Origin of the sequence: Shewanella olleyana (assembly GCF_023283825.1) — a bacterium.
Taxonomy (GTDB): Bacteria; Pseudomonadota; Gammaproteobacteria; order Enterobacterales; family Shewanellaceae; genus Shewanella; species Shewanella olleyana.
Map to the genome: position 1 here is coordinate 130,051 of NZ_JAKILD010000011.1, position 25,930 is coordinate 155,980.

Below are 25,930 nucleotides of genomic sequence, written 5' to 3' on the forward strand. Positions count from 1 at the left end.
TAACCTTTCATAAGTAAAAAGGTAAGCAATAATTAACTGAGCTAAATCAAGGTTAAAACAAGAGCTAAATTAGTAAATAGTGCAATAACTAGTGTAGTAAACATAGGTATAAACGATGACAGTGAATGAAATAAGTAAAGCTATTGAACAATATACTTTAGCATTGCTGTCATCTAATCTGCAGTCTAGTTCAGTAAGCCCAAATCAGCCTAAGTTAGTATTAGCTTACAGCGGCGGTGTTGATTCTGAGTGTTTGGCATATGGATTAAGTGCTTTTGCTCAACAGCATCCGCATATTCCATGTCTATTAGTGCATGTTCATCATGGCTTGAGTGATAACGCTGACACTTGGGTAGACCACTGTTTAGCACAGGCAAATAAGTATCAACTTCCGATCCAGATTGAACGAGTCAATTTAACCAAATCGCCTCGACAAAGCTTGGAAGCCATAGCGCGAGATGCCCGTTATAACGTATTTAAGAAGTATCTCAATCAAGGAGATATTTTATTAACCGCTCACCATCAGGATGACCAACTAGAAACCGTTCTGCTTGCATTAAAACGCGGTCAAGGCCCCAAAGGCTTAGCAGCCATGGGCGCCATTCAACCTTTTAATCAGCATTCGTGGATTGTCAGACCGTTACTTGATATCTCTAGAGCGCAAATCGAGTCCTTTGCTACTTCAGTAGAGCTTAAGCATATCGAAGATGAAAGTAATCAGGATGAACAGTTTGATCGTAATTTTTTACGCCAAGATATCATTCCCCGATTAAAGCAGCGCTGGCCGAGTATTGCAGTAACCGCATCGCGAAGTGCAAATTTATGTGCTCAGCAGCAAATAGTCATAGAACAGGAAGTGAATAATCGCTTACCTGCTTTTATCGATATCACCGTTGGTGGCAAGTATCCTGCCTTTAAGTTATTGGAATTAAAGAGCGAGTCACCGCAATGGCAAAGCTTGTTATTAAGAGGCTATATTCAAAGCCAAAAACTCCCTTTACCATCGCACTCACAACTCGAACAAATTCTTGATCAAGTGCTGAATGCGGCAGATGACGCTAAAGTCGATGTTCACTGCGGTGACTATTCGATAAAGCGTTTTGCGGGACGGGCATATATTGTTCCTGTCGCTAACGAGAACAGCTTAAAAGCGCAACAGACTAATACTATTGACGAATTATCCGCTTTCATTACAGGAAGTGGCTCTGAAGGGGCTAACAGCCTGGGTGTGCAAGAGTACCAAGTAACATTGAGTCATGATGGGGTTAGATTACGTTTACCCAATACTGAGAAAGTGAGTGTTGTTTTTGGCGCGAAGGGGAGTACTCGTTGTCAGCCTCATTTTAGAGATAAAGGACGTGAACTTAAAAAAATATGGCAAGAGCTTGCCGTGCCTCCTTGGCAGAGAAATCAAACCCCTTTGGTTTTTTATAATGATAATCTAGTAGCAGCATTGGGGCTTTGGGTAGATAAACGTTTTTTAGCTCAGGGTCAAAATCTAGGTTTTAAGCTGTAAACTCATCACAGCTATACACTCATAACTGCTATATAAGCCTTCCGACTCTGTTCTAGGTTTATTTTATAAACTTAGGCAGCTGTTTCACTGCTTAACTTAAAGCAATTTCGACCTGACGCTTTTGCCGCATACAATGCTGTGTCTGCACGTTCATAAAGCTTATCTTGAGTTGTTGTCATCGCAGAATCTGCTACCCCCAAACTACACTGCACCTTAAATGCACTCATTAACGGGTGCTCAGCCATCGCCTTGATAATTCGCTGACACAAAGGTGTCATTTCGAGTTCATTTCCTTGGGCTATAATTATAAATTCATCGCCACCAATACGGAAAGCTTGGTCGGTATTACGAATCGCTTCATTAATCAATTCAGCAAACTCAGACAAAATAGTGTCGCCGAGTTTATGACCATGTTGATCATTTAGACCTTTGAAGTTGTCTAAATCTAATACTAACAATGAGATATCGCCTTGTTTGCGGCTTGATCTTGCTAAGGCATTTTTAATACTTTTGCGATAGTAATAACGATTTCCCAACCCCGTCAGCGCATCGAACATCGCTTGGGTAGACATTTGATCGAATTTCACAGCATTAAAAAATGGCTGGCAGAATAAGGTCTCAAGCTCGTTGAGTTGCAATAATTGATTAGGTGTTAGCGGTGCATTAAGGAAATATTTAATGCTATATGGTTCGCCAAAGCCGCTAATAACCCGCTGCTGGTTTAAGCCATGGCAACGACCCCAATTGAGTTTCAATTGGTGATTTAGCTGTATTCCTTGAATCGGCAATAATTGGCCAAGCGTCTTGCCGTAGCTGGCAAATACCGTTCTTGGATCTAAACTCGAATGCATTTGCTGAAGAATTTTTACCAAAGTACTTTGTTGGCTATCAGCATGACCATTTTCATAAGGTGCTGATTTATTCCAATTTTGTTCAGGATATGGCTGTGAAGCAATTGCGTAATCCATCTGGCTTACCTCATTTAATAATTCTTTCGTACAATAACGAGATGTTTGTTATTGAGTTGTATTAATTAAAAGCAAAAAACATGCCGAACTTTTTTTATTGCTTATTTTCAGATGGTTATTGTTAATGAACGACTTTGTTAATAGACTGTTTCTTTCATCGTTGGTTTTTTGACTCGGAGAACACGTATTTATGGAGCACAGCATTTTCATCCATATTCTCTCAATGTTGGTGATTGCTATTGTAGCGATTGCTTTACTTCGACGATTTGGTTTGCCGCCAATTTTAGCTTACTTGTTAACGGGTGTTGTCAGTGGCCCAAGTGGTTTTCATTGGTTCACTCAGCAGCAAATGCACTCAGTGGCTGAACTAGGGGTGGTATTGCTGATGTTCAGTTTAGGGCTCGAATTCTCAGTCCCTAAGCTTTGGTCAATGCGCCGGACTGTATTTGGTTTAGGCAGCGCCCAAGTTACTTTCACCGCTCTCATTGCCGGCTTAGTTGCCTTAATGTTTGGCCAAAATATGGTTGCTGCGGTGGTGATTGGCTCTGCTGTGGCGCTCTCTTCTACTGCGATTGTCCTTAAGCTTGTTAATGAGCAAGGCTGGATGCGAAGGCGCCATGGTGAGCTCTCAGTCAGTGTATTGTTATTTCAAGACATTGCCGTAGTACCTTTATTGATTATTTTACCCTTGTTATCCACCAATGGGGAGCCAATGGGCTTTCTCGATATTGCTTGGGGGATGCTAACGGGGATCCTTGCTTTTATTGGTTTAATGTCTTTTGGCAAGTGGATATTACCGCGCATTTTTGATGAAGTTGCTCGCTCTCGCTCCAATGAATTATTTGTTCTTTCAACATTAGTGGTGGTTTTGGTTACTGGAGCCTTCACTCAGTGGCTTGGTCTATCGATGGCATTAGGGGCATTTATTGCTGGCATGCTATTGGGCGAAAGCCAATATCGAAGACAGCTTGAGGCTGATATAAGGCCGTTTCGTGACTTGCTAATGGGATTGTTCTTTATCTCGATTGGCATGTTGCTCGATTTCTCGATAGTCGCTGAATTTTGGTGGCAAATCTTACTGATCCTTATTGCCGTACTGCTGACGAAAACAATTGTTGTGTTTGGTATTCTCAAATTAGGTGGTGAGCAATTCAAGGTGGCGTTAAGTACAGCGATTAGCCTGGCACAGGTTGGCGAGTTTAGTTTTGTGGTGCTGGCTTTGGCGGTTAATTACGAATTGCTTGAAACACAAATGAGCACCATATTCGTTATGGTTGCCGTGCTTTCTATGTCTATAGCCCCGTGGTTGGTAAGAAATAGCCTTGAAATAGCGCAAAAGATTGAAGGCAGGACCTCGAAAAAATCACAACTAGAAGATGAGTTTACGTTACCGCCACCTGAAGATGGAGATTTGGTCCTTATTCTCGGTTACGGACGTGTTGGGCAAACGATTGCTCGATTTTTGAAAACAGAAGCGGTGCCTTTTGTGGTATTGGATTTAGATCCAAAGCGTGTATCAGAAGCCAAGATTGCCGGTGAACCCGTATTCTTTGGTGATGCATGTAAAATGGGCTTACTTAAACAAATAGGTATTCGCCGTGCAAGTATGGTGGTTATTACCTTTGGTGAGTCAAGGCAGGTGGAAGACTGTTTAGCCTTGTCTCGTAAACTCGCACCAGAGACTAAAATCCTTGTTCGCACTACCGATGATGCAGAACTCGATAGCCTTAAAGAAATGGGGGCGACTCAAGTGATCCCTGAAAAATTAGAAGGAAGCTTGATGCTAGTCTCGCAAGTGCTCTATAAGTGCGGAGTCCCTTTACCACGGATTATTAAACGACTTGAATCAGAAAGGCGTAACCACTACCAATATTTACACGGTTTCTTTACTGGTGCAGAAACCGATTTTACCCTTGAACTATTGCACGCTGTATCGCTAGATACTGGTTCAAACGCTGTGGGCAAAACATTAACAGCGATCCCTTGGTCAGAGTTAGGTGTTGAAATTCGCGCCGTTAGGCGTAAAGGAGAGGAGCTGAGTCCGCCGCCTGAAGAATGGGTGTTTCAGCGAAAAGACATTATTATGCTCGTTGGGAAACCTCGCGAAATTGAAACAGCTGAAGAGTATTTACTTCAAGGGTGATGGTTTTTTTTGAAGATGGCTAAATACAGTAGAATTTTGCCATCTTCTTCCATACAATGGATGGTTACGTTCGTTGTTGTGTAGCCAATTTTTCTTGCTACAGCTTGTATGGAATAGTGCATGTCGGCCAAATTGTTTAATCTTCCAATTAAAATTAGCTTAGATCTCATTACTAAGTTATTTTCTTCTGTTCAGCTGCAAAAAGCGCAGAACTACCTAATTGAAGGGCGTGTACTTGAAGTACATGCAAGCCAAGAAAACCATAATATCGAATCTTATGTGGTGGGCTCTGCTATTGAGCCTTATCGCCAAGATATTACCTTGGTTAACGTCAACCATAAAATAATGATGAAATCTCATTGCTCCTGTCCTGTTGGCTCTAACTGTAAGCATGTAGCCGCCGCTCTGTTAGCATTAATCGATAAAAAACCAGTGGAAGAGCAGCGCTTAAGCCAGTGGTTAATGCAGCTTGAGAAACAAGACTTAATTAATCCTGTTGAAGAAGAGGATGAAGAAAAAGATCGTATCATCTTCACTTTGTCTAGCGATCATCATGGTATTTTTGTTGACTTCAAACGCAGTAAATTGAATAAGAAAGGCCTCTATAACAAGGGCAGTAAAGTTGCTTTAAACGATGTTAAGTATCATCTCCCTTGGTGGATTAACCCTGAAGATAGTCAAATTATAAGCCTGTTATTATCCTCGTCTAAAAGTGCATCAAAAATCTATTTAGAAGGTGAGATTTGTGCATTAGCATTAAATAAAATGCTCGAACTTGGCACCTGCTTTTGGGAAGAAAGCCGCACTCCGCTCACTATCACTACGCCTGTTGTTCCAGACTTCATGTGGCAAGAAACCGATGCCCGACACACTCAAATTAGTATGAGCATGCCAGAGCTTGATAACTGGGAGTTCATCGCCACTTGCCCACCTATGTTTGTCGATTTGGATTATTTAAAAATAGGTGCAGTAGCAACGGATTTAACCGTTGAAAAACTCAAGCTACTGCAGCAAATGCCACCTGTGCCGCTGGATAAAGTAGATAGTATTAGCGATAAAATGCTGCGTCACTTTTCGCCTAAAAGTGTGCCTGTTCCCAGCGAAATTGAGTTTTATGAAATCGAAGATCCGCTGAAAGTAAAGTTAACCTTTACTATGGTGCAGCTTAACGACAGTGCAGTCATTCAGCCCGTATTACAACTTGAGTTTGCGTATGGTGATATCACAATTCCAGGTAAGTTAAGCCGTGAGAAAATCAGCTTAATTAAACAAGGTAAAACTCAGTATCAAATTCACCGCGAATTAGACTGTGAAGCACAAGCTATTGAATGTTTGCAAAGCCTGCAACTTCAAGCCATTGATAACGGTTTGCTGACTTACACCAATAATGCCGTCAGTTACTACAGCCTTGGCCTCATGCCTGAAATGGTCAATGAATGGGCGCAATTAACTACGTTTGGCATAATGACCCTTGAAGACTTAGGTTATAACGTTGAGTTTGCCCCTGAGTTTGATTTAAACATTATCGAAGCGGACATCGAAGTTGACTTAGATGACGACGAAGATAGTGGCTGGTTTTCGTTGTCGCTTAATGCCGATATTGAAGGCCAAAGCGTGCCGCTGTTAAGTCTAGTGGCTCGCTGGTTACAACAAAATGGTGAGCCTGATGATGAGCAAGAGCTTATTCTGCCAGGCCCTAATGGTCGCTTTGTTAAAATTAAAGCTAAAACCATTAAACCGTTAATTTCTGTTATCCAGGAATTGTTCCAACGAGGCGGCGGTGACTTATTAGAAGTGCCACGTAATCGTGCTGATTTACTTAATGAGTTATCTGAAAGCGATATTCGTTTACTCAACGGTGAACGAGTAAGACACCTTGCAACTAAACTGTCAGAGTTTAAAGGCATTCAACCTGTAGAGTTACCAACAGGCTTGAATGCCACTTTGCGTGATTATCAAAAGCAAGGTTACGATTGGCTTTGTTTCTTAAAAGAATACCAATTAGGCGGTATTCTGGCTGATGATATGGGCTTAGGTAAAACCCTGCAAACATTGGCATTTTTACTTAAAGCAAAACAAATGAAAGCGGCGGCAGTGACTTCTACCTTAACCGGCGCAGCAAGGGCAACTTCTGGAAAAACCAGACCGAGCCTTATTGTTTGTCCAACCAGTTTGGTAGGCAACTGGTATAAAGAAGCGCAGAAATTTACCCCAGACTTAAAAGTGCTGGTGGTTCATGGTAATAAGCGTCAAGCCTTACTCGATCAAATTGAAGACTTTGACGTCATCGTAACCACTTATCCGCTGATTTTGCGCGATGAGATTGTTTACAGTGAATACAGCTTTGAACACATCATTTTGGATGAAGCTCAGCAAATTAAAAATGCCCAAGCCAAAGTCACACAAGCACTAAAAACCTTTAAAGGCCAGTTCAGATTATGTCTTTCGGGTACGCCGTTAGAAAACCATTTAGGTGAACTTAAGTCTTTGATGGATTTTTGTTTACCAGGGCTTTTAGGGCAACATGCTTATTTCAATAAAGAGTTTCGAGGCCCGATTGAAAAGCAAGCTGACACTGAAAAGTCAGCAATATTGCTTAACCGTATCGCTCCATTTTTATTGCGCCGAACTAAAATTGAAGTGATGTCGGAGCTACCTGAAAAAACCATTATTGTGCAGACGTTAGAGCTTGAAAAAGATCAGCGTAATTTATACGAAAGTATTCGATTGGTGATGGAGAAAAAACTGCGTGAACTGTTTGCTAAGCAAGGTGTTTCAAGTAGTCATATCGAATTTTTAGATGCATTGCTTAAACTGCGCCAAGCTTGTTGTGATCCACGTTTAGTGAAGCTTGAACAAGCTCAATATGTTGAAAACAATGCCAAACTGACATGGCTGACTGAAAACGTGCCTGAAATGGTGGAAGAGGGGCGTAAGATACTCATATTCAGTCAGTTTACCGGCATGCTGGCACTTATCGAAAAAGAGTTTATCGATATGGGCATAAGCTACAGTAAGCTTACTGGCCAAACCCGCAATCGTCAGGTTGAAATTGACGCTTTCCAAGAAGGTGAAGTACCCGTGTTTTTGATCAGCTTAAAAGCAGGTGGTACAGGGCTTAACTTAACCGCGGCAGATACAGTGATTCATTTCGACCCTTGGTGGAATCCAGCAGCAGAAAAGCAGGCAACTGATAGAGCGCACCGCATAGGTCAGCTAAATCCGGTGTTTGTGTACAAGCTGATTGCCCAAGGGACTGTGGAAGAGAAAATTCAAGAAATGCAGCAGCATAAACAAAGCTTAGCCGACAGCATTTTAGCGGGTAGCGCTAAGAGTCAATGGCAAGGTAATGCTGATGATTTATTGTCATTATTGCGTTAGTTAGCTGCTGTTTGTTATTTGTAGTTAAAAGCAATCTCAAGATCAAAGTCGTGGCGCTTCGCCCACACCAGACGAAAGGGAAATAACAGCATTTCCCTTTTCGATATCCCTTGCCGCTCCGACGAAGTGTTGTTCCTTATGCTATAGAGCGAATTTGCTACCGCCTCAGATTCGCCATCCATGGCTCAACTGAGGCTATGTCGGCGTCCTGCCTCCATCACGCAAATTAGCTCAACGCATTCGGACACTTCCAACGGAGACTATTGAGCCCGCTGGTTCATTTGTCATAGCTAAATAAATTCTATTTAAAGCTTAAATGTTCAATTTGAATTGAGGTAAGCAAGAAAATTACGTGAGTCCAGACAGGGATGTCTGGCTAGCTTTCGAGGGGAAGGGACGCCCCATCGTAAGCGTTAGTGATTTTTGCAGCTTGTCGAAGCGGGCTACAGATAAAGTTTAACACTATGAAAGTCCCCATTGAAATCTTTCGCTTTTCAGAAAATTTCGTAGGGGCGGGTGGGTGTTCCAAGAGGGAGTTGCCGTTCACTCCCTTTTGGTCTGGTGTGGGCGAAGCGCCACGACTTTGATCCTAATTCAAACGAAGTTTGGAAATGAATTTTGGGGCAGACGATCATAATCAAGAATGCGTTTTACAAATTTAAGAGCTAGCTCACCTCTGGCCCTACTTATTGTGCCCCGAAGCTTGTTATCCTCTACATCTATTTATCTCGTCATTGAAATCCAGCATTGCTTTTGATTATGTTACGCATAACTGTATAAATATACAGACATAATTAAAATGCAGTAATTGAGAGTATTTCTTCTTGTTATGTAAATGAAAGCATTCTCGGTTTCACTAAGCTAACGACTTTATGTTATTGAAATGCATATGTTTTATACTTGAAAGAATTTACATAACGACCCAACATAATTCTCGGTTATCTAAACTCTCGTTTTTACCCACTATTTAGTCGATTGATTTAAATCTTGGTTGGTGTTAAGTTGTTGAAAAAATTAATAAATAAAGATGTAGGATAGTTGGTTTTTGGTAAGTGGCCTAGGGGGTATCGGAATTCTCGCTAATAAGCTGTTAAATGAACTAGGTAGAGTTTATGAATAGTTATCAAATTAATATTATACAAAAGTTGTTACGAAAACCGTGCCCAGTAAGAATACCTAGAACAGGAGATGATGGTAAAGTCGTAAATTGTTATTCAATAAGCTTGTATGCAGGGGACACTCCATTATTACTAGTTGACGAAGTTAATAATGATGGGTTCGTTGGTTCATATTTTGAAAGTAATCGTTTTAATCCAAGAGCTAGTCTACCTTTTACTTTAATGTATGGTGTGACAATTAGAATTGAGCATTATCACGGATTATATACTCATGTTTATCAGGGGGTTTTTGATTACTGTTGGCATGAATGGACTGGTTTTTATAAGGTTCAATCATTTCTGTCTTCAATGAAACATCAAGTTCCACAATTTTTCTTTAATAAGAAACCGCTTCAGTTACCAAGCAGAATGATAATTTTAGAAAAGGTAATTGCAAAGCAATCTGTGAAACCACACAAAACATTTAGCTCATTAGATATTATGACTTATGTGTATGGCATGCGTTGGTATTTACACCCTAAGAAAACCGAAGTTAAACAAAAAATGGAACTCTATTTAGAGTCGTTTGTTGCTTCAGGAGAACTAAGTAGTCCAAGTAGTTTTGATTATAAAGTTACTGGTAAAGCTATAGCGACACTTGAGCAATATCAAATTGAAATAGCTAGGGCTAAATCTGATTTGAATAATCAGCGGGCGATAGTTGTTTTAACTATAATTTTAGCAATATTTACAGGTTTCCAAGCGGGTATTATAAAAACATCTTATTGTGTAAATCTTGATAAAGTATGGGCTTGGGTGCAATCGTTTATTTAACAAAGCGTTCAAGATGGATTCCCAACGCTTGGCATTTTCGGTTTGATTCAGCTTTAGTGTTTACGGCACAATGGTTTACGTAAGGTGGTTGCGTTGCTCACCACTTAAAGCGGCGTTAGGCTTACACGGAGTATCAATGGATATAATTTCTACTGTCAATAATTCGATCAATCTTGTGAAGCGCTTAAGAGAAATATCGAAAAACATTTCTGATGCTGAGTTTAGTAATTTATTAGATGATCTTTCTATGGAATTAGCCGATGTAAAATTAGAATCTGCATCTCTAAAAGAAGAGTTGGCGGCTCTTAAGGATGAAGTAAGAGTATTAAAATCAACAGCTCCTGCGCCAGACGAAAAACCTACTGGCACTAAATGGGGTTGCTATCAATTCCCTGATGACTCGGGTTTATATTGCACAGGTTGCTGGGATTCAAAACGCAATAAAAGTATGACAAACCGCGTAAATAGCAGGTTCCGAAGCTGTCCAGTTTGTAAATCTGCAATAGGCTCGTAAGCCTCAACAACAAGTGGGACCAGAGTAAACTTAATTATTTTTCAATCAAATAGCTCATGAGCCAAGGCTAATTACAAACTCATATATGTCCACAAGTGAGTTGAAAAATAATCAAACGTTATAATCATTGTAACGCTGTGAGGTTATGCGCTGACGAGTTTATCCAATTGATTGAAACATTCATTATGTTGATATTGCCAATAGAGCTGAGCTAACTCAGCTCTATTTTTTTTATTAGCTAAAGAAATGATATTCGGATTTTGACTTAAGTTTTCAAGGTAATCAGCCAGCTGGTGGTACTCTGTTAACACTTCTCCTGCCATGGGTAGATCATCGGCATAGGGATAACATTGTCTGCTATCAGATTGATATTCTTGTTGGTCGAACTGAAAGAATACAATATCAGCTTTGGTTTGCAGCATGTCTATGTACAAGGATGAATAATCAGTAATTAGTAAATCGATGTCATTGATGATTTCGTAGGTGTCTTGCCAGTCTGAAATATTCAGTATGTTTGGATGATTTTTCATTGCCTCAGCAAGTTCCGCTTCGTTAGGGTGTAGCCTAAGTAAAAGCAATTGCTGATTTTTGACTAAGGATGCCGACAGAGCCTCAAAATCAATTGCTTTGGTGTACTGATTACTATCAGCAGGCTTGCTACTTTTAGCCAAGGCTGAATTGTCACGCCACGAAGGGGCATACAGTATAACTTGCTTTACTTGATTGATTTGTTTCAATTCATCGATGAGTGACAGCTTTAGATCGCTTTTAATACGCTTAGATTGCTGCGGATAACGCTTGAAGTAATCTGTTCGTGGGTTACCACTTAATATCATCTGTTGCTGGTTTATTCTGAACGCCCCTGCAAATAACTGAGCAACTAGATCACTTGGCGCAACCATATGATCTGGGCGAATTTTTTGTTGATGAAATTGGGTGCTGGAAACAAACTTATCTCGAAGTGTTTTTGGGTGGTATACCTTAAGAAGTGGGCCGTTGTTAATATCATATTCGATTCTTTTTAGTGGCGAGCCGTGCCACAGGTTAATTTTAATCGCGCCGCGAGCAAAATATTGATTCACATCGCCAATATAACTGTTATATACATAATATTTAGCCGTTAAAGCGTGATAAATGCCTTTTACACTCCAGCGATAATATGCTTCAAACCCTTGATGGTTTAATGTTGTAACCAAGTTTTTATCACCACTGAGCCAAATAGCTCTTATGGTCATCGCGCGTTGCCAATGTAAAAATAGATACTTACTGTTATCGGCAAATTTGTTTTTATAACACCCCATTACAGCTTTACGGGAGCGAGGGCTGAAACCTGCAATAAAATACAGGGTTTGAGTCACAACATATTTAATGCAATTAAAAATAAATTGGCTCATATTTCGCCTCCGTGATATAAAAAATCCTTTAAATACAAAGATAGCATGATTTTTAACTTACGCGACCAGCTTTAATTAAAGCGTTAAAAAATACTAAAGATTTAGTCCTACACACCAACAGCAAGGTTATTTTTTATTTCAGTGGTTGAGATGTCATCTGTTCTGGTGAGATACAATACTTCACACTGGCTATTTAGGTGATCAAATTCACCAGCCCAATCATCCCCAATGGCAAATACGTCTACGTTATAACGTTCAATATCTGACGATTTTTGCTGCCAATTTTGCTCAGGGATGACCTTAGTGACATATTTGCAGGCGGCGATGATCTCGCTTCGTTGCTCATAGCTAAAGAATGCTGCTTTACCTTTGAGGGCATTAAACTCGTCCGTTGAAACACCAACAATGAGTTGGTCACACATATTGCTTAAACGCTCAAGTAATCTAACGTGGCCAAAATGAAATAGATCAAATGTTCCGTAAGTGATGATGGTTTTCATAATAGTATTCCTTTAATAAAGTGCTCGGCTTGGTGTTGTTACTCAATAAATTCTTTTACTTGTTAGCTTTTAAACTCGATGGCGGCATTGGTTTTATCAAATTGCTTTTGCAGCATGCTCATCAGGTATAAGGGTTTTTGAGATTGCTCAAATTCCATTTCCACCATTTGGATTTCTTCGATTGGGGTATTCTCATCAAAATTTAGCTGTACGGGGCCATAAACACCATAAGTTGAATTTCCGTCCTGTTTATTTTGATATTTAGTTGAGGCGCCGAATAAATTAAGGTCACCTTTAATCACTAACCAAACCTGTGGTAGTAATGCAAAGCTTGGACTTTTTATATTAAATTTATGTGCTTTAACGGGCTGCTGTTCGTTATTAATCACCGACTCAGTTACGATAGGTTTTCTTGGTTTTAACATTAACGAACCTAGAAAAAGAGCTAGCAATAGCGGAGATAACAATACATATAGTGTTAACAAAACAGCGCGCTGAAAAATGCCGTTATAGTTAGTCGTCTCTTGAGTCGATTTTGCAATTAAGCTTTGGTCTTCGACTTTGGTCCAGCTGTTAGTTACTGGATCGATAATTAAATCCTGAGAAATGATTTTATTTTCGACGCATAGCTGTGGACCCACATAAGTGTTAGGTAAAATAATACTGTCTTGGATTTGACTGTCTTCAATGAAACAATATTCGCCAACAACAACTCCTTGGGATAACTTCGCTTTATTAGACACTTTTGTGTACTCCCCAATTGCGCCATATGCTTGAGTTTCTGATAAATCAGGTAGCTGACATTGGGCTTCTACCACTAAACTTTGGTGTGCGTTATTGGTATTGATAACTCGCCCTTTAACACAAAAATCTTGGCTATTGATGACATACTCAGATGCTTTTACATAAGCGGCTAAGCTGTCAATGTAAAAACACTCGCCATGAAGAACCTGAGCAACGCTGTTGTTATGGTCAACTTCTGTGGTTTCTAAAGGCCAATTTAATAATTGATTATGCTTCCAACCTGCAGGCAGCATCATCATGGCAGGGTTACGTTGATCCATTTTTGCATGGACAAATTTCGATGGCATTAAACGTGAAAACTCAATGAAACGTGCTAAGCAAGGGCTACGAAGCATATCGCCACGAACAACTAATGCTTGCGCAGTTTTATCGATGTTCATACGCGACAGAACGCTGTTAACTTGCTCTTCTGGCTTACTTAAAAAGTAGTTGATAGTTAAGCCCCACTGTTCGCCATTACCCATTTTTGACTCAATATTTTGGGCTTCATGACAAACAACCATTTTTACGTCAGTGATGCCTGCAGCAGCTAAATCCTCTAAGGTATATTCCACGAGTGCTTTATTAGCGACAGGCAATAAAGCAGGGCAATAGTGTTGATTTAAAGGGGCTAATTCATTTCCGTTTCGGTTTGCAAATACGATAGCTTGCATAACATCTCCTAGTAGGCGCCACGCGCCAAAAGTACTGCTGGAATCGTTTTCAGTAACAGAGCGATATCTTCTTTTAGTGATTGCTGGTAGATGTAATCTATGTCTAGTTCTACTTGCTTATCAAAAGGAATATCTGAACGTCCGCTTACTTGCCAAATGCAAGTAATACCAGGTTTAACTCCCAATCTGCGACGATCACTTAACTGATATTGGCTTACTTCACTAGGTAGTGCAGGTCTTGGGCCAACTAGTGACATATCACCGATTAATACGTTCCAAAGTTGTGGTAACTCATCGATAGAAGCTTTGCGGATCAGTTTTCCTACGTTAGTAATGCGCGGATCTTTTTTCATTTTGAATAACACACCACCTTGCATTTCATTGTTTTGTTTGATTTTTTCAAGTCTTGCTTCAGCATCGATATACATTGAGCGAAACTTCCACATGGTAAAAGGTTGGTTATTACGGCCGCTGCGAGTTTGAGAAAAAAAGATGGCTCCTTTTGATTCAATACGAATACTCAAGGCTGTAAAGACGAATAGTGGTGCCAGTAGCATTAGCAAAATGCTAGCGGCGACAATATCAAATGTGCGTTTTGCAAATTGACCACATTTGATGCCAAAGAAGTACCAACGACGTTTATTCTGTGTACTTTGCCCTAAGCTTGATAGCGAAGGCTGTGGTTGTTTTACTGAGGCCGAGTTGTTTGTTTTAGCGGCGCTAGTATTTGTAGGGGACACAGACATATTACTTGAACGTTTTTGCTTTAATATACGAGCAAGAAATAACGGATTACCCACAACATAACGTTTCCACATTCTTTTAGGCTCTTGGGCGAGTCTCCAGACCCATTCCATGCCGACTTGTCTCACCGCGACAGGTGCTCTTGATACGTTATTGGCAAAGAAATCAAACAATCCACCGACACCAACAGCGACGCCAACATTTAGCTCAGCTTTATGCGCACTAATCCATTGCTCTTGTTTTGGCGCGCCCATACCAACCAGCAGTATCTGTGCGCCAGATTGGTTGATTTGTTCAATCACTTGCTGCTCACTCTCTTTGGGAGCATTGGCTTGGTTTAAAAAGCCGTGATGACAACCGACAATATTTAAAGTGGGAAATTGTTTTTTAAGATTTGCAGCAGCTTCTGCAGCGGTGCCTTCTTTACCGCCTAAAAAGTAAAGTGAAATGCCTTGTTCAGCTGCTTGCTCACACAATAGCGGTAACATATCAGTCCCGTTTACATTATCTTTAAGGCCAATTTTATGTAACTGACATGCGATACGTATTCCGCTACCATCAGCAAAAACTTGGTCACACTGATTGACGGTATTGCGATAATTGCTATTGGTTGCAGCAAGGTTAAGGCAATCAGCATTCACAAAAGCAAACTGTTTGGTTGTCGCTGACTGAGATGAACGGATTAGCAAATCAACACTTTCGCTCATGGTGTTGTTATCAATATTTACCCCTAACAAGTTAAATTGATTTGGGTAGTTCAGTTGAGTAGAGACAACGACGAGCTTACTGAATAGGCATTTAATAATGTTGACTATGTAAGTTATCAAACGTGTTGGATTATCTGAAGTGCCCTTTATATGTTGAATCCCCATGCGGCGCTGCATCTGTTCAACAGATAATATTCCAGGACGGCTATTATCTTGAGTCGCATCAAACACGGCATATTCAAATGCACTGCCCAATAAACCAATATCACCTTTCAGTACGCTATAAAACAGAGGTAATGACTTAAAGCGTCCTTGAGAGAAAAGACGAATAGCTATTTGTTTTTCATCTGCGTGTATATACAGGGTTTCGAACACAGCGTGCTTTGAGCAAGCTAAAGTGATCACTTTAAAGATGAAAATTGGGCTGGTAATTATCATCACGTAAAACGCGATTATCCAATCCAACATCATGATAGAAAGTGGAGTGTTATCGTGAGTATTTTCAAAGTGGGTTGTTTTCATGTATTGCCTCACAAGGACGATTTAAATAAGTCTGATACCTTGTATAAGCACGAACTGTTCCAGTTTTATAAGGTGTTGTTTTATAGTACTTTGATGGTATTTGGTAAGGTTTTACTGTTGGGGTTATCTGCAGATAAAAAGCTGACTTTGCAGACTGCGAACGACACTGCAAAGTCAGAATAGGGAAGTTGTTCTCATTTAATGCTGGTTGAATCCTTGTTAGTAAGGCGCAAGCCTCAGTTAATCTAAGTGGCGTATCATCGTTAGTTAAAGCTTGTTATCTTGCATAAACTCACTGGTGACACCATCACGTGCAATACGCATTTTTTGCATAAGCCCAATACATTTTTGGCCAACACCTTCGATGACGATGTAACCCCAAGATGGCATTATCCATTGAGCATAAGCTGCAATTAGAGTGGTCAATGTACGACCTGTCTCAGCCTGTAAAATACTTGGAGAAGTAGAAATGGCTTTATTAACTAACTCAACCGCTGCTTTACCATCCCCTAAGCGAATCGCTTGTCTTGAAAGGTAACGTAATTGATAAGCGCGAGCGGCTTTTTCATGACGGCCAAGCAAAATAGGCGCAAAATCACGGGCTTTTTCAATCATCTTTTCCCATGAAGCATACTGCTTCATCAAGTTTGCAGATAGACCACCGTGATTTAAGCGGTAATAGGTAAGAGGCTCAGGTAAACCTTCGATTTTCCAAGATGTGGTTGCTGCAATACGTAACCAACATTCAATGTCTTCCGATTGACGGAAAGTTTCATCGAAATAACAGCTATAGCGTTCAGCAGTGCTCATTGATTGGTAACGGATGTCGTTTAATGTAGTACGGCGAATAACTGGAGCACTACCATTGCCAACAGGGTTACGACAAAGTAAGTGAGCTGCATCGATATCATTCAGTTTAGGCATTTGATAAAAATCAATAAATTTACCGTCGTAATCGATAAAACTTGAACGAGAAAAGCTTAAGCCAATTTGGCTGTCGCTATCTAAGTGTTCTACATGGCGAGCAAGTTTTTCTGAGTGCCATAAATCGTCTGAATCGATAAAAGCAACAAACTCCCCTAATGCATGACGAATACCGGTATTACGTGCAGCGGCTAAGCCTTTATTTTTAACATGACGAATAATATGAACGCGTGGGTCGCCAATAAACTGCTTACAAATTTGAATACTGCGATCATCACCACGATCATCAATAATGAGTAATTCAAAGTTATCAAATGTCTGGTTTAGTACAGACTCGATTGCCGATTTAACAAACTTTTCAACGTTATATACAGGCATTACTACAGAGATTCTTGGAGTCATAATGTTTTCCTTAACTGTGTTTAACAGTTGATTGACTGAATGAGATGCGGCTGCTGTACCAGCAAAGCCAAGGCATAGTGATTAAATAAGTGACCATCACGCTCATTGCGACTGTGGCTAAGTCGAACTGGCTTGCAATACTGATAACCAGGGTTAGCAATGCGGTGATGGCGATATTTAAATTGAAATTCAAACGACTGTGGCCATTGGCGAGTAGTGACTGGCTTGCAGCCTCCGCCATTGGTCGAACTAAGCCGCTTAAACATAAGAAAACGAAAACCGATAATGCATCAGTGCTTAACCATTGCTCACCGTATACAAAAGGAACGTACAGTGGCGCTAAGCTGGTTTGTAAGATGATGATTGGGGCAGCGATAGCGGTAATCGCAATAACGCTGTTACGGTACTTTTGTTGTGCTGACTGAATTGTTGATTGGCTATTTTCTTCATCTTTGTTACTGCAAAGATGTGAATAAAAAGCGGTGCCGAAGCTTTGCACTAACCCTAAGCTGACTCCTAAACTCACGTTGTAAGCAAAAAAGTAAACACCTAATGCTTCAACGCCCATGAAGTAACCGATAACGAGGTAATCAATACTCTGTCTCAAGGTGTTGATTAAGTCGCTTAAGCTCACTGGTATGCTGAAGCTAAGTAACGCTTTAATACGTGCTAACGAAACCGCTTGGGTAAAACGTGGTAAAGGCGTTGATTGCTTATGGATGACAATCCACACAAATACCATAACAACTTTAGGAATAATGATTGCCCAAATTCCAAAGCCGCTTAGGGCTAAGATGGCGGTTAACACGCCGTCGCCGACAGTCTGCCAAAGGTTTGCACTGGCCACTTTACGCATATTGTTATTACGTAAATTAACCGTGGCGTACATCATGCCAAATGGGAGTAATAAGTAGCTGCTCGCGACAAAGAGGATTGGCAATATTAATTGGGTATCTTGGTAGTAATAAGCTAGCGGGAAACTGATTAAGCTCATTAACACGAAAGCGCTGATGCAAGAGGCAAAGTTAATTGCATTGGCACTGGCTAAATTGTCGGTAAACTCAGCATCATTCATACGGATTAGTGCAGCTGAGGTCACGCGTCTTGTTGGAGTACAAATTAATTCAAATAAGGTTAAGACGATTGCTATTTGACCAAATATTTCTGGGGTTAATAAACGTGCGGTAATAACACTGGCGCCTAATCTCACCACGCGACCACTGAACTGCGCGCTCGCTAACCACAAAAGGTTTTTACCTAATGAGCGAATGCCATGACTTAGCATTTCATTAAGCGCTAGCTTTTGGTTCAGCGATGGCTTCTGTTCAACTTGAAGCTTGGTGATGTTTTGCATAACCGCTACCCTTATAAATGAATTGCAATTTGCTGATTGAAACTGAAAGCAAGTTGCGTCGATACATAGGTATTACAGTTATCGTGCCAAGTTTTAAGTTTTTGTTTTAATTGTTTATTTTGTATTTTTGATAATTATTCTAAATAGGGTTTAGCAATTTGGGATAGCTGTTTTGCAGAATGCGAGCCTATTAGAAACAAGAGTTAGTGGTATTTTTTGAGGTTTAGTAAGCTAATAGTGCAGATGTTGTTTACAGTAAGTTTGTTCCCCCAAATTGCTTCGCAAGAGCTTTAGTCACAAAAACGAGTGAAAAATTAGATTAATATTGAAACAAGAAAGGTTTGTTAAGTTTCACTAATGATAAAAAATGGATTAACGAAGTGATAAACCAATTGATTACTGAGGTCATATGAAAAGTTCTAACATAACGGTTTTGGCCATCTTGATACTTGGCTTACTAGTATTAGCTGGATGCAGTGAGCAATCCGAAAATGCTAGTAAAGAAGACGCAGCGGAAGTGAGCGCTGTAAAGGAAGTAGATAATATCAAGCCCGTAAATAGTAAAAAGATTCAGTGTGACATGACCTATTTTTCTGAAATTGAGAGTCTAATTTCCTCAGGCGATGGCCAAGGGCACGGGCCAGATTTAGGTTCAGAAGAATGGAAGTCAGTTATCGAGTTTAAGCTAGGTGTTCGCGGGAAAGCTGAAGTACCGGCAAGAGATACGCCAGTGTGGTGTGAATATATAAAGTCTAAAATAGAGACGAGCTATTAATCGCTGTGTTATCTGATTATCAAAAATAATGAGATTCTCTTTCAATCTTTAAGCTGTTTACCCGACATAGTTAACAGGCTAATTTAAAATAATACTGTTTAATCAGATTTCAGCTTTTACGCCTAGAATTTAGAATTTAAAACCTAGAACTTAGAACTTAGAACTTAGAACTTAAAACTTAGAATAAGGGCTGGAAATGTAAACTAAGCTCAGCGACATTCTGGGTTTAGCAGATGGTTTAGGAGATGATCTAGTGTTACTTGATACCCCAATTTGTGACTTTGGCTGGAAAGCGCCCGAATTTACTTTGAAAGACCCATTTGGCGAGTCATTTACCATGAGCCAACACCTTGGCAATAAGGGGCTATTGGTGATGTTTATTTGTAATCACTGCCCTTATGTAAAACGCATCGGGAACCGACTTGCAGAGGACACTAAGCTGTTAATGTCGCAGGGCATCAATGTGTTAGCCGTGATGTCTAATGATTATCAAGCTGTTCCTGCTGATTCGCCTGAAAATATGAAAGCCTTTATCAAACAGTATGGCTTTGAATTCCCTTATTTAGTGGATGAACAGCAAAGTATCGGAAAACGTTATGATGCTGTTTGTACCCCTGACTTTTTCGGATTTAACAAAGACGGGGAATTACAATATCGAGGCAGATTAGATGATGCCAAAATGGCTGATGACAGTAGTCGCATCCCGGAGTTAGTTAATGCCATGAAAATGATAGCTGAAACCGGCAAAGGGCCACAGCAACAGTCTGCCAGTATGGGTTGTTCAATCAAATGGCGGTGATGGATGCCGATATCACTAAAAGCACCCAAAAGACTTATTTGTTCCAAACACTCATATTTAAATCTAAACATTAGCTATTAACATACAAACCAAACACCAAGTGACATATGGAGTAGAGCATGACCCATCCAATTATTTCAGATTTAAATGGTCGTTACACAACTAAACGTTACGATCCAACCAAACGAGTTTCAGCAGAGGATCTCGAAGTTCTATATGAAGCGATGAGATTATCGGCATCATCAATAAACTCACAACCTTGGAAATTTATTGTGATTGAAAGTGATGAAGCGAAACAGAGAATGCATGACACTTTTGCTAATAAGTTTCAGTTTAATCAGCCGCATATTAAGGCTTGTTCTCAGGTGATTTTATTTGCACATAACCCGAATTATACCCGTGAAGATTACGCCAAAGTCGTCGATAAAGGGATTGAAGACAAACGCACTAAAGTTGAAGACAGAGAAGCTGCATTCGGAGCTTTCGCTTTTGTTGATTTAAATACTGACGAAAAAGGCAATAATGCTGCTTGGACAAAGTCACAAACTTACCTAGCACTGGGTAATACATTGCATGTTTTAGCGCGTCTTGGTATTGATTCAACCACAATGGAAGGTGTTGATGGTGATTTAATTGGTGACATTTTTGCTGAAGAGTTAGGCGGATTTAAATGTGAAGTGGCTTTAGCGATTGGTTATCACCATAGCTCAGAAGATTATAATGCAAACTTACCTAAATCTCGCTTAGCAAAAGAGCAAGTGCTGACCATTGTTTAAAACAGTATTTAAATGAAAGCTATCTCGAAGATAGCTTTTTTAGTTTTAGTTTTAGTTTCAGTTTCAGTTTTAACTTTCGTCCCTAACATTATTTTTCATCTGATTAGACTTCATCAAGCGCTTTAGCTTTATTAAATACAGCTTCAGGTTCTTCAGCTTTCAATGCCATTCCTAGCACAATCAAACCTGGCCAAAACAAGTAAGCCAAAATCTCTAAGTTCTCACCAAAGGTATATAAGCCCAGCATCATTAAAATCGCCATGCCTACTTTAGCTAAAGGATTGCTGAATAGTCTAATTAGTAAAAAAATGAAGGTAACTAACATTGGAATAGCCAACGCTATTGCACCGACAACGCCTTTTACAAATAACAATCCATACCAAGTGTGATGGGAACCAATGGGCATATATTCCACCATGTGTGGACCGCGTTCAACAATACCATGACCAAATACCACGGCTTCATTGAGCCATCTTTCAACGGCTATATCAGCTAACGCTTGCCTAACCCGAGTCGAATCTGCACGGGCCGCTTTTACAGCTGAAATACTTTGCTCAATCTTGGTAATTGTCGACTCGCCAATAATGCCAACAAATAACATGACTGGACTCAATAATAGGTACAGCCAAGGGGAACGCACAAAACGTAGTGTAGAAAAGAAACCAATTAGAGCTAAATAGCACACAATAGCAAGCCGAGACTGAGACATTAAAATCATTAACAAGCTGCCTGCAAATCCCCATCTTTTCCATGCTTGGTTTTTCTCTTGTAGGGCAAAGATGAAGTATAAGTTACCCAGCATCCCTAGAGCCGGAGCCCAAGGGGTGAATAATCGCCAACGGGGGACACCGCTTCCAGGATCAATTTCATAAAGGCTGACACTAAAAAACTCAGGGCCCGGCCCACCAATAATGCTTAATGGCGAAACGTACAATGTACTGGGTAAGCCTACTATCCAAGCAAATACGAAAAATGGAAACAGTAAGACGGTATGTTTACATACTCTGCAGCAAGCGCGATAGATGATTTCAGGCCTAATGGGTAAGCAGCCAATGATGGGGAAAATGGCTAATAAAGCCCAACCTTTTGCCCAGCCAATTGAGGACTTAATTAATTTACCTGTGCCCAAGCCATATTGAAGGTGGCCAACGACAAGAGCAATTAACATCACCCACATACCTAGAGCCCAAACGTAGTGGCTGATACTTATACGTGCAGCAGGTTGTCGAGCCAGCTTTTTATATAACAGGCGTAAAAATAGAATCCAAGCAATCACTGGTGCAATGACATATAACGCACCTAACAACCAAAATAAGTAACTAAAACTTATGCAGTTGTAGATGATTTTTTCGTCAACATTTTCCGCAGTAATGGTTTGCGAATCCATAAAATGCTTAATCCTACTAGTGACATGAATGAGGCGCACAACCCACCGAACGCAATGAGAATAATGGCAAGCTTATCGGAAGTCGAAGGTAAGCTTGGTGCTGACAGAAGCTGTAACATAGGGTAAGCAGTGTATATATCTGATTTACCCACATCCATTTTTGCCATCGCAGAAGTTAATACTGCTGATGCCAGTTGGTGCTCTCGTTGTAAGTCGGCTAGCTTAGCTGCATCGTCATTACTGTGCTGAAGGCGTTGCTCCCACGTATTGATTTGAGACGTTAAAGAATCAACTTCAGATTGGGTTGCCTTACGGTTTGAAGCAAGGGTAATAAATTCTTGCATCATTTCCGCGCGACCATCTAAATCATTGACGGTTAGCATGTTAAGTAACTCATCATCTTGAAAACCTATGATGATTTTAAAGCGTTGTTTCATGCTTTTTAAAATACTGTCTAATTCGGCCTGTAATGAGACCAGTACAGGATGCCTAGTGCCTAAACGGCCCGCATTTTCAATATATTGAGTATTGGCAGTATTATGTTTTTCTACTAGTTGTTGAAATAATTTATCGTTATTCAGTTTAAGTAGAATCGCAGCTTGGCCATCTGTTATACCTAGATGCTTTTCATATAAAAAGTAACTGGCATTCAGCCCTTGAAGTTCGGCGAGTATAGTGACTTTACTGTGCCTTAGTCGTTCAATGGTAATGGCTAACTCTTTAAACTGATCAAGGGTGACTAGACCGCGTTCAGATTGGAAATCAAGTAATTGCTTTTGAGTTTCTTTGACCCGTGTCGAGTAACTTTTAAGGCCTCTTCTGATCCCTATTTCACGCAGGCCGATTTCATCTGCACGTAAGTCAGTCAATATATTTTGCAGTGAACGATACATAGCCCAACCTCGCTCTTGTGCAGCCTCTGGACTTGCGGCTTTTACACTGTATTCCATCAAACCAGTTTGGCTAGGCAGTTTAAGCTTAGGCTTATTAATTGCTGAAGTTGGCACATCAAGATAATGAGCAGCACTTTGCATCAGTAATGTGCTCATTGAAATCGCTTTATAGTTTTCTCGTGGATCAATAGCTGAGCTCATATAAGGCGAAATACTCGAGGTGCTAGCTTGACCTAAACTGTCAAGACTCAGTGATGACCCCGCCGCCGCACCAGGCAAAATTAATACCCATTTACTGACATACTGAGTGGGAGCAAGATAAATAAATAATGCCGCGAAAGCCCAGATAATAAACAAGGCACCAAAAGCGGTTTTAAGGTAAAGGCGTTTACGTAACTTAGGGGTTAGTTTACTGCCCTCTAGGGTTGCACGTTTTATCCAATATAAGTAAGCCAATTCAGAAAAGCTTGTTTGCTCAACATATTCTTCATCTATAGAAGTAGATTGTTCCTGGCTACTTGTTTTATCTTTATTCTGATTTTGAGAGTGACTTTCAGTCATTGCTCTTTCAATTGCTTCTTGCTCAAGCTGTTCTTGCACAGAGGCGGCTTTATTAACAGAGTTTGATTGGGAGGTCACTTGATTAGTGCTTTCGCCGCTTTGTTGGCTATCCGTGCTCTGTTGAGTCTTATCTTCATCATGAATTCGGCTCATTGCTTGCTCCTTACAACCATCCAATAAGGGTGGTTGGTACTACTAGCTCAGTCACTGTTCTGGCAATTTCACGCATATTGGTTACACGAGAGTCATAACAAGCTAATCCATCACCAGGTAATAACACTGGGTTTGATTGGTCGTTCCATGCACTTTGTATTAAGCCATCAATTGAACGTTCAACGATGTCAATTTGATTTGAAAGTGGGTTTTTAGTCACTAAAATCACGTAACGACTGGCATTGGTTGTTTGGGCGCCACCAACACAGTTTGCAGCAATAGCACCATTTAATAGTCGAGTGCCATAAGGGAAGCGAGTGGCTTCACGGTCAACCGCAGATTGACTGTTCGAGCTTGCTGGTTGTGTTAAGTTTGACATAAAAACCCTAATCCCTGGTGCTGTCAGTTGTGATGGTCTAGCTAATTGATCATTAAAAGAATGTGTTGATGGAACATGGATATGATCACCCGCCATTAAGGTCATACTGGGTACTTTCTCACCCGTTAGCATACCACGTAAATCCATATTGAAAACCTGTCCATCACGGATCACTTTTATGGCTGAAATGTCGGCATCTGGGCGCACGCCACCAGAAGATTTTACAGCCGATCCCACACTACGTTTAATCGCTTGGTCACCTGCAAAGTTACTACCATCATCTTTTAATTCTATTGGTAGTTTTTTGTTTATCATGTGCTGTCCAGGCTCGAACACTGCACCTGAGGTGGTGATTTCAATCGGTGCCCAGCTAATAGGCAAAATACTGATGCGAACCGCATGGGATAACATTAAGTTTTCATCAATTAATAAGTCATTAATTAATTGGTTTAATTGCGCAAGCGTTAAGCCCTTTGCTGCAATAGCAGGCAAGTAAGGTAGATAAATATTACCATCGGCATCCACCTCAACATCTTTACTAAATTCTTCGCCATTCAATATCTTAATCGAGATTTTATCTCCGACTGACAATGATAGTGCTTGTTCAGTATCGACAATCATGGCTTTATTGCCAAATATAGGCGCGGTAGGGAATGTGGTGTGATTTGACGTTACCGCACTGACTTTTCGGTTATAGGGTGTTTGCTGACCGAAGTAGTGACAGCTGGTTAACTGTTTTTCTAAATCACAGACATCCTGTTGTGCAGGTTGCGAAGGGGTCACGCAAGCGGTTAAGCCTGCGATCATTGCGATTGAAACTAGAGTATTAATCGTTTTCATTGCGTTATTCCCTATTAGTGATTTAGATAAATCTAACTGTTGAATCTATTTATGGTTTGGCTAACTTGCTAAATCTGCGATGACACGTTTATCAAAGTCTGACTCTTCAACAATGCTGCTATGACGCAGAAAATCTAATGCCAGCGCTTCAGTTTCAAAAATTTCAAAAATGTGGTGCAAGCGTGTCAATTCAATTAACGATCTCACTGCTGGTGATGGCGATAACAACACGATATTGCCTTGATAATTCAGTGCTTGATTACGTGCTGAGATGAGTACTGACAGACCGCTTGAATCAATATATTCAAGATGCTGCATATCAATCACTAAACGGGTATGTCCTCTATCGATATAATCAACAAGGGCCGCTCTGTAAGTTGGTGTGTGCGCCATAAACATTCTGATTGGAAGCGTGACGACACTTGCATGTTGTGCGACTTTTAATTCAAATTTCATAACCTGCTCCTAGATAATTCTCTGCTTACGCTTTATTGATAATCTATAGGTAGCAGTTAGCGTGCCAACTTTTAAGTTGTTATAATTCAGTTGTTTAGATTGTTTTGTTTATGTTGAATGGAAATAGGTTTGCTGTTTGCGAAGCCAATTATTGCTGTTTGCAAAAGAAGAAAGTGAGCCAATAGACAATTTCGCATTTTGCGAAATGCAAATAATGCTGTGAAATAAGATGTTGGCTTGCTATAAGTTAAAGGAATTAAAGGAATTAAAGGAGAATTACGTTGTAAGCTAAATGACTTTGAAGGTAGTTGAGTTTTAAACTTGCTGATTACAAGCTCATTGGCTTATATACCCAAACAACTTGAAGATACGTGTTTCAGAGCTTCACCGTGTTTTCAATACTAGGCGCGTTAATGCGGTAATGTAGGTACCTTATAAATTAGCGCAACAACGT

General features: G+C 40.3%; 20 protein-coding genes. 9 read left to right on the forward strand and 11 right to left on the reverse strand.

What is annotated here, in order from left to right; translation table 11 throughout:
* Positions 1-115: 115 nt before the first annotated feature.
* Entirely contained in the window at positions 116-1,516 is a 1,401-nt protein-coding gene (gene tilS / locus L2735_RS09890) for a tRNA lysidine(34) synthetase TilS (RefSeq protein ID WP_248984545.1), read from the forward strand.
* 71 nt (positions 1,517-1,587) lie between these two features.
* On the opposite strand, the gene dgcS is transcribed toward tilS, so the two are convergent.
* Entirely contained in the window at positions 1,588-2,484 is an 897-nt protein-coding gene (dgcS, locus tag L2735_RS09895) for a diguanylate cyclase DgcS (protein WP_248984546.1), read from the reverse strand.
* Between the two features lie 190 nt (positions 2,485-2,674).
* On the opposite strand from dgcS, the gene L2735_RS09900 reads away from it, so the two are divergent.
* From L2735_RS09900 to L2735_RS09915, 4 genes are all read left to right on the forward strand, one after another.
* Positions 2,675-4,627: a monovalent cation:proton antiporter family protein gene (locus L2735_RS09900; protein ID WP_248984547.1), complete on the forward strand. Its 1,953-nt coding sequence runs from the start codon at positions 2,675-2,677 to the stop codon at positions 4,625-4,627.
* 120 nt (positions 4,628-4,747) lie between these two features.
* Positions 4,748-8,008: a DEAD/DEAH box helicase gene (locus tag L2735_RS09905; RefSeq protein WP_248984548.1), complete on the forward strand. Its 3,261-nt coding sequence runs from the start codon at positions 4,748-4,750 to the stop codon at positions 8,006-8,008.
* A gap of 1,112 nt (positions 8,009-9,120) precedes the next feature.
* Positions 9,121-9,939 (forward strand): hypothetical protein, encoded by an 819-nt coding sequence (locus L2735_RS09910; protein ID WP_248984549.1) that lies wholly within the window; start codon positions 9,121-9,123, stop codon positions 9,937-9,939.
* Positions 9,940-10,075: 136 nt separating this feature from the next.
* Positions 10,076-10,453 carry a hypothetical protein gene (locus tag L2735_RS09915; protein WP_248984550.1) on the forward strand — a complete coding sequence of 126 codons (378 nt, stop codon included), beginning with the start codon at positions 10,076-10,078 and terminating at the stop codon, positions 10,451-10,453.
* A 143-nt stretch (positions 10,454-10,596) separates the two neighbouring features.
* Here L2735_RS09915 and L2735_RS09920 read toward each other — a convergent pair whose 3' ends face one another.
* From L2735_RS09920 to L2735_RS09935, 4 genes are all read right to left on the reverse strand, one after another.
* Entirely contained in the window at positions 10,597-11,847 is a 1,251-nt protein-coding gene (locus L2735_RS09920; RefSeq protein WP_248984551.1) for a CDP-glycerol glycerophosphotransferase family protein, read from the reverse strand.
* A 107-nt stretch (positions 11,848-11,954) separates the two neighbouring features.
* On the reverse strand, positions 11,955-12,347 hold the full coding sequence (tagD, locus tag L2735_RS09925; protein WP_248984552.1) for a glycerol-3-phosphate cytidylyltransferase: 393 nt from the start codon (positions 12,345-12,347) through the stop codon (positions 11,955-11,957).
* A gap of 62 nt (positions 12,348-12,409) precedes the next feature.
* The gene (locus L2735_RS09930) at positions 12,410-13,804 is read right to left on the reverse strand and encodes a sugar phosphate nucleotidyltransferase (protein ID WP_248984553.1); all 1,395 of its coding nucleotides are present in this window, start codon (positions 13,802-13,804) and stop codon (positions 12,410-12,412) included.
* Positions 13,805-13,812: 8 nt separating this feature from the next.
* Positions 13,813-15,777 (reverse strand): WecB/TagA/CpsF family glycosyltransferase, encoded by a 1,965-nt coding sequence (locus L2735_RS09935; protein WP_248984554.1) that lies wholly within the window; start codon positions 15,775-15,777, stop codon positions 13,813-13,815.
* On the opposite strand from L2735_RS09935, the gene L2735_RS09940 reads away from it, so the two are divergent.
* Positions 15,748-15,960 carry a hypothetical protein gene (locus L2735_RS09940; RefSeq protein ID WP_248984555.1) on the forward strand — a complete coding sequence of 71 codons (213 nt, stop codon included), beginning with the start codon at positions 15,748-15,750 and terminating at the stop codon, positions 15,958-15,960. The genes L2735_RS09935 and L2735_RS09940 overlap by 30 nt on opposite strands.
* A gap of 84 nt (positions 15,961-16,044) precedes the next feature.
* Here the strand turns inward: L2735_RS09940 and L2735_RS09945 are convergent, their stop codons facing one another.
* Positions 16,045-17,103: a glycosyltransferase family 2 protein gene (locus L2735_RS09945; RefSeq protein ID WP_248984556.1), complete on the reverse strand. Its 1,059-nt coding sequence runs from the start codon at positions 17,101-17,103 to the stop codon at positions 16,045-16,047.
* 10 nt (positions 17,104-17,113) lie between these two features.
* A complete protein-coding gene (locus tag L2735_RS09950) occupies positions 17,114-18,457 on the reverse strand; it encodes an oligosaccharide flippase family protein (protein WP_248984557.1) in 1,344 nt (447 codons plus the stop codon).
* A 409-nt stretch (positions 18,458-18,866) separates the two neighbouring features.
* On the opposite strand from L2735_RS09950, the gene L2735_RS09955 reads away from it, so the two are divergent.
* The 3 genes from L2735_RS09955 to L2735_RS09965 all read left to right on the forward strand — a co-directional run bounded on the left by L2735_RS09955 (position 18,867) and on the right by L2735_RS09965 (position 20,807).
* The gene (locus tag L2735_RS09955) at positions 18,867-19,232 is read left to right on the forward strand and encodes a hypothetical protein (RefSeq protein WP_248984558.1); all 366 of its coding nucleotides are present in this window, start codon (positions 18,867-18,869) and stop codon (positions 19,230-19,232) included.
* A 253-nt stretch (positions 19,233-19,485) separates the two neighbouring features.
* Positions 19,486-20,031, forward strand: a complete 546-nt coding sequence (locus L2735_RS09960) for a thioredoxin family protein (protein ID WP_248984559.1) — start codon at positions 19,486-19,488, stop codon at positions 20,029-20,031.
* Positions 20,032-20,150: 119 nt separating this feature from the next.
* The gene (locus L2735_RS09965; protein WP_248984560.1) at positions 20,151-20,807 is read left to right on the forward strand and encodes a nitroreductase family protein; all 657 of its coding nucleotides are present in this window, start codon (positions 20,151-20,153) and stop codon (positions 20,805-20,807) included.
* Positions 20,808-20,910: 103 nt separating this feature from the next.
* On the opposite strand, the gene L2735_RS09970 is transcribed toward L2735_RS09965, so the two are convergent.
* Genes L2735_RS09970 through L2735_RS09985 form a run of 4 tightly spaced genes read right to left on the reverse strand, consistent with a single transcriptional unit; the run spans position 20,911 to position 25,476 of the window.
* Positions 20,911-22,194 carry an O-antigen ligase family protein gene (locus L2735_RS09970; protein WP_248984561.1) on the reverse strand — a complete coding sequence of 428 codons (1,284 nt, stop codon included), beginning with the start codon at positions 22,192-22,194 and terminating at the stop codon, positions 20,911-20,913.
* Entirely contained in the window at positions 22,134-23,801 is a 1,668-nt protein-coding gene (locus tag L2735_RS09975; protein ID WP_248984562.1) for a GumC domain-containing protein, read from the reverse strand. The genes L2735_RS09970 and L2735_RS09975 overlap by 61 nt, the downstream gene beginning before the upstream one ends.
* A 10-nt stretch (positions 23,802-23,811) precedes the next feature.
* Complete coding sequence (locus L2735_RS09980; RefSeq protein ID WP_248984563.1) at positions 23,812-25,020, reverse strand: polysaccharide biosynthesis/export family protein; 1,209 nt, start codon at positions 25,018-25,020, stop codon at positions 23,812-23,814.
* 60 nt (positions 25,021-25,080) lie between these two features.
* Positions 25,081-25,476, reverse strand: a complete 396-nt coding sequence (locus tag L2735_RS09985) for an STAS domain-containing protein (protein ID WP_248984564.1) — start codon at positions 25,474-25,476, stop codon at positions 25,081-25,083.
* Positions 25,477-25,930: the final 454 nt, after the last annotated feature.